General features: G+C 38.1%; 5 protein-coding genes. All 5 read left to right on the plus strand.

Translation table 11 applies throughout. From position 1 onward, the window contains the following. A partial coding sequence (locus tag ACEW80_RS30115) for a hypothetical protein (RefSeq protein WP_373530126.1) occupies positions 1 to 2,423 on the plus strand: 2,423 nt, incomplete at its 5' end. 2 nt (positions 2,424 to 2,425) lie between these two features. Continuing rightward, positions 2,426 to 3,142, plus strand: coding sequence for a hypothetical protein (locus tag ACEW80_RS30120; protein WP_373530127.1), 717 nt, complete (start codon positions 2,426 to 2,428; stop codon positions 3,140 to 3,142). A 35-nt stretch (positions 3,143 to 3,177) separates the two neighbouring features. Further along, positions 3,178 to 4,293, plus strand: a complete 1,116-nt coding sequence (locus tag ACEW80_RS30125; protein WP_373530128.1) for a hypothetical protein — start codon at positions 3,178 to 3,180, stop codon at positions 4,291 to 4,293. Between the two features lie 9 nt (positions 4,294 to 4,302). After that, positions 4,303 to 5,088, plus strand: a complete 786-nt coding sequence (locus tag ACEW80_RS30130; RefSeq protein ID WP_373530129.1) for a hypothetical protein — start codon at positions 4,303 to 4,305, stop codon at positions 5,086 to 5,088. Next, positions 5,085 to 5,462, plus strand: coding sequence for a hypothetical protein (locus ACEW80_RS30135; protein WP_373530130.1), 378 nt, complete (start codon positions 5,085 to 5,087; stop codon positions 5,460 to 5,462). The genes ACEW80_RS30130 and ACEW80_RS30135 overlap by 4 nt, the downstream gene beginning before the upstream one ends. Positions 5,463 to 5,585: the final 123 nt, after the last annotated feature.

Genomic DNA, 5,585 nt, shown 5'->3' on the forward strand with positions numbered 1-5,585 from the left:
TCTTAATACGCAGTGAAAGATTACGAGTAAAAAGCTTAACTAAAACTGGAGTACGTAAAAACAAATTTTTGAGATTATGGTGTACTTATACTGTTGCCTCTAATGATGAACGAAGTAAAGATTTTGTGGAGTCTATCATTAAAAAGTTAGAAAAAGGCTGGTATAACTTTACGGGAGAAATTCACTCTATTAATAATAGCAGGATTGAAAATATTCTGCAAAACTCCTTCAATGATGGCTTTCAAACGTGGTCGGCTTTACTTAGCAATAAGATGAAATTAGGTGTTAAAGCTTTGAGTGCCGAAGAAATCTGGTCGTTAATCTGGCAGCAATTTAATCATTCGGAACCAACAGCAATCCCTAACCCTTTAAAAATCAATGAAATAGATAAATTAATCGAAACTCAAACAAGTGATTTTCACATTCGACATCATATATTAGAAAATGAGCAATCTGTTCCTTTCTTCGATAGAAAATGGGTCAGAATTCAGGATAAATATCTGGGAGCGCTGAACTTCAGTCAAAAACCAGGAGGCTGGATTGATGAACAAGCACAATTAAGATATTTATGGGAATTGATATCTAGGGATAGTATTTTTGATACTGAAATCTTTTGTCAGTTAACAAAAGCCAACCAGGGAATCACAAAAACTAACTTGCAAAGACTAACTAAACAGTCAATCACTTCTACGACATTATCCAGCGATAAAGGCAACATTGATGTCAAAGCGGGGCTAAATATTGAGTCAGCCGTCGAAGCCCAAAAAACAATTTACAAAGGTAATGTTGTCGTCCAAACGGCTGTAGTATTTTTGGTACACCGCAAATCTACACGGGAATTAGATGAAGCTTGTCGTTACCTCGCTTCTTTCTTTCTACGTCCGGCAGTAGTTGACCGTGAGGTAGAGTACGCGTGGAAAGTATGGCTTCAGTGTTGTCCTTTTGTTTGGGAACCTTTACTAACAAAACCATTTAACCGCAGACTACCTTATTTCAGTTCAGAAGCTCCAGGGTTGATGCCTCTAATTCGTACAGCTACGGGCGATCGCACTGGCTTTGAATTAATTGCAGAAGAGGGCGGTACTCCTGTACACCTGGATTTATACCAAAATCACAAGAATTTGGCTGTTTTTGGTGCAACTCGTTCCGGTAAATCAGTCTTGGTTGCAGGTATACTGACTCCGGCTCTAGCTCAAGATATTCCAGTTGTGGCATTGGATTACCCCAAACCAGATGGAACATCCACTTTCACCGACTACACCAATTTACTAGGTAAAGACGGAGCTTACTTTGATATTTCTAAAGAATACAACAATCTTTTTGAATTACCAAATCTGCGAGGACTAGAACCAGAAATTATCAATGAAAGATTGAATGATTTCAAGGAATTTTTGAAATCAGTATTGATGACGATGATTATTGGAACTAGCATGATTGGGGTTAGCCCTTCCATGATTACCAATATTGAGTCAATCATCGCTTTGACATTAAAGATTTTTTTCGACGATGATGAAATCAAACTCCGCTACAAATTGGCATTATCAGCTGGAGTCGGAACTAAGGCATGGTCCGAGACACCAACACTACAAGACTTTTACAAATACTGTTCACCTGCATTTATCAAATTAGATTCCATTGCTAGTAACAGTCGGGATATCCTAGAAGCTTTAGAACAAATTAGGCTAAGACTTAATTACTGGTTAACGACAAGAGTTGGGCAGTCAATTTCTCGACCTTCCAGTTTTAGAACTGATGCCAAGTTACTTGTTTTTGCATTAAGAAATTTATCGAGTGAGGCAGATGCAGCGATATTAGCTCTAAGCGCTTATGCTGCTGCACTCAGACGGGCGTTAGCATCCAAAGTAAGTATATTTTTCTTAGATGAAGCACCAATCTTATTTCAGTTTGAATCAATCGCTGAACTAATTGGGAGGCTCTGTGCTAATGGTGCTAAAGCTGGTATTCGGGTGATTTTATCGGCTCAAGAACCAGAAACTATTTATCAGTCAAAAGCTGCCGCCAAGATATTCGCTAACATCACTACACGCTTGGTTGGCAGAATTCAATCTTCAGCCGTTGACCCCTTTTTGGTGAGATTTAAATACCCATTAGAAATCATTCGAGTCAATAGTACAGAAGCTTTCTATCCCAAAAAGGAGGGCATTTACTCTCAGTGGTTACTTGATGACAATGGCAAACTTACTTTTTGCCGTTATTATCCAGCACATTGTTTATTAGCCGCCGTTGCTAATAATCCACACGAACAAGAAATGCGTACTCTTTTCTTAAAAGAATATCTTGATAATCCCCTATTAGGAATGGTCAAATTTACCGAGGATTATATCAGGATGATTCGAGGAGAAGAATTCTCCGATGAAGCTAAACAATTAATGTCGAAATTACAAAAAGTAAAGGTGGCTTAATTATGTCTAGATTAAAGACTCGAACAATCACTATTATACTTTCTGCTACTCTGGGTAGTTTATTGGTAACTACACCCAGCTATGGATTAGTCATTACCGACTTTTTTAGTTCAATCATTTCTGATATTAAAGGTGAAGTTGAAAAAATTCAAGGTTGGGCTAAATCGGAAATTGAGCAAAGTTGGGCTGGCATTAAAGATGATGCTCAAGCTGCGATTGATAATGCTATTGGTGAGATGGGAGTTAGTGACCCGATTGCCAGTAGTAATGACCTAAAAACTCGAATTGCTGATACTTACTCATTGCCAATCGCCCAGCAAAAGGCACAAGATTTAGAGCGAGAACTCACAAGAGCTTCAATCATCAGTGTTGTTGGCGGCCTTGGGCAAGAAGATACTGCCCAAAAAATAGAGAAAACCACACAAATAGCTCAAGAGGCAAAAGGTCTGGCGGACGCTGCCCAAGAAATGGATGCTTCTCAAAATGTATTGAAGGCGATCGCGGCTCAGAATGGTCTAGTGGTTTCAATGTTGGCACAGCAACGCACAGATTATTTACAAGCAAGGCAGGACACTTCCTACTCTAATCTCATGCTGACTCAAGTAGCAGAGAATATGGCAAATGAGCGTAAAAAAGAAGATTTGAATGAACTAGGTACTCTTTCTCTGAGCCACGAACTTATTGGAATGACTCGCTTAGATCCTACTTATAAAGAATAGTCGAATTTACTCCATTCTATACCCTTTTTAATTTTATGTTTTTGAAAAATTACTTATTCGCCCAATCTCAATTTGCTGGTGCAGATTTATTAGAGCAAGCAACTAAGACGGCAGATTTTATTGCTCAAGGTTTCAATGAAATTTGGGATGAGACGATCACAGGTGATGTGTATAACGCTATGTGTGATGTAGGTGCATTATTCGCCGTTGCGACACTTGTTTTTTTCATGGTTGAATGGACAAAGAAAATGCTCAATGGTGATGAACAACGTGCTTATACAGAATTTATTTGGGTATTGATAGTTGTGGTACTTCTAGCGAATAAAGGCAAGGTACTAGGTGAAAGCACTCTCGGTATTAGAAATTACATCAATAATGTTAATCAAATTGTCCTCTTAAAAACAGCAAAAGGTGTTGATTTAAGAGCTGCATACCAAAAAGCCTTGGGGGTAGAAGCTGTGCGTGGGGCTATTGGTAAAGAAATAGAAAATTGCAAGACCTCATCTCTGACTCCAGAAGAATCTATTAAATGTTTGGAGGATGCGAAGAATAGGTTGAACCGAGAGTATCCTAGTTATTTTACTGGTTCTAGTGGACCTTTCTCATGGATAGTTCAAAAGATTGACAGAATTATTCAAGCACCAGTTGATGCTATTAAAAGTGGTGCTAATCCTCTACAAGTAATATTTTCTCCCTTTAGTGCTTACATTGGTTCTTCGGTCATTGAAATTGTTTCGATTATTCTGATTGGCTTGAATGGAGCTTACCAATGGGGAATAGAATTAACAATGCTGCTAACGGCACTTATCGGGCCTTTGGCTGTAGGCGGTTCTCTATTGCCTTATGGTGGGAGAGCGATTTTTACTTGGCTAACTGGTTATTTCTCCGTAGGGATGGCAAAGCTTTGCTTCAACGTAATTGCCGGATTAGCGGGGCAATTAATTGCTACTTCTAGATCAGATCAACCTTTATTCTTTCTGTTTACGATTGGCATTTTTGCTCCTTTCTTAGCAACTGGACTAGCGGCTGGTGGTGGTTTAGCTGTACTTCAACAAATCAATAAGGCCTCTGAAACCTATAGCTCAATTGCGATTGATGCTAGTAAAGCAGTGTTTACAAGGGGCGCTAGTTTAGCTTCAAAATTCAAGTAGAGTTGAACAATGTTTATAAAAAATAGTAATAAACCAAAAGCAGAACCGTTGCAGCTTCTGAAGTTTAATAAATCTGTCCCAACCAGAATCGGAATAATATCTCTGGCTGGATTTTCGATGGCGTTATTTTCTTTATTACTGCAACTACTTAATTATGGTGCAGTAAGTAGTCTCGGAAAAAAACAATTAGCGTTAGTGCAATTATCATCAGGAGAATCAGTTGTTGCTCAAGCAGTAGATCCTAATGAACGGTCAAATGAAGTCATTAAGAAATTTATTTCTGATAGCTTTATTAAGATGTTTAATTGGGATGGACTTAATAGAACCTTCAACGATAAAGGAGAACCCATTACCAAACAAGATACTGGAATAGATGTAGGTAGAACTGAACGCTCTAATGGTAAAGTAACTACTTCTTCTTATGAAGCTGCATTCTCTCTTAGTGAAAAGCAAGATTTTCGGGCAGCATTTTTGCGAAAGCTAGCTGCTATGACCCCAGCAGGGATATTCAATGGCAATACACAAGTATCTTTAATTCCTCGATTCATTTCTGAACCTCGCAAAATCAAAGATGGTAAATGGGAAGTAGATTTTATTTCTACTCTTGTTACTTTTACTAAAGAAAATAATGCTGGCAACGGTATTTTATTTAACAAAACTATTACTGTGGAATCCGTTAGTACACCACAACAAATTTCTCATACTAACGACCTAGCTCAGAAAATTTATCAAGCTAGACAATCAGGTTTAGAAATTACACAAATTGTTGATTTAAATCTCGCCAGCAGAAAATGACAGACAATAATTCGACTAATCATTCATCGACTATAAATAATTTACTCAAAATAGATGATCAGTCTCTTGACTCAATAGATAGCCATAGTAATCATCAGCCAGAAGCAGGGGAAGAAGTAGAACCAGATTCACCAGTTGTAACTAAACATACGGTAGTTACTTCTCCGTGGTCGAGGCTCGTAATAATCGCACTGCCTTTTGGCTTAACTTTCTTTGCTATATTTTGGCTGCTCAATGGAGTTTTTAATCCGACTAAGCAGCCGACTCCAATAGCCGAGCAGTCTCAAAAACCGTCTGAAGCTTTAGACAGGCTAGAACAAAAAGACGGCGATGTTTACGCTAAATTAGCACTGAACCAGCAATTCTCATTTTGAAAAAAATAGAGTATTAACCCCGATTTTGGAATTCACAATATAGTACAAAGTAACTAGTTTCTCCGACAGAGGCAATGGCTAAAAAAACATCTGGAACGAAAAATAAGTATAACTACTCAATAA

The sequence above is a fragment of the Nostoc sp. genome (assembly GCF_041747015.1).
GTDB lineage: Bacteria > Cyanobacteriota > Cyanobacteriia > Cyanobacteriales > Nostocaceae > Nostoc.

Excerpts from the sequence above, each read along its gene's own strand:
- ACEW80_RS30135 (WP_373530130.1), top strand. The coding sequence starts at position 5,085 with ATGACAGACAATAATTCGACTAATCATTCATCGACTATAAATAATTTA.
- ACEW80_RS30120 (WP_373530127.1), top strand. The coding sequence starts at position 2,426 with ATGTCTAGATTAAAGACTCGAACAATCACTATTATACTTTCTGCTACT.
- ACEW80_RS30130 (WP_373530129.1), top strand. The coding sequence starts at position 4,303 with ATGTTTATAAAAAATAGTAATAAACCAAAAGCAGAACCGTTGCAGCTT.
- ACEW80_RS30125 (WP_373530128.1), top strand. The coding sequence starts at position 3,178 with ATGTTTTTGAAAAATTACTTATTCGCCCAATCTCAATTTGCTGGTGCA.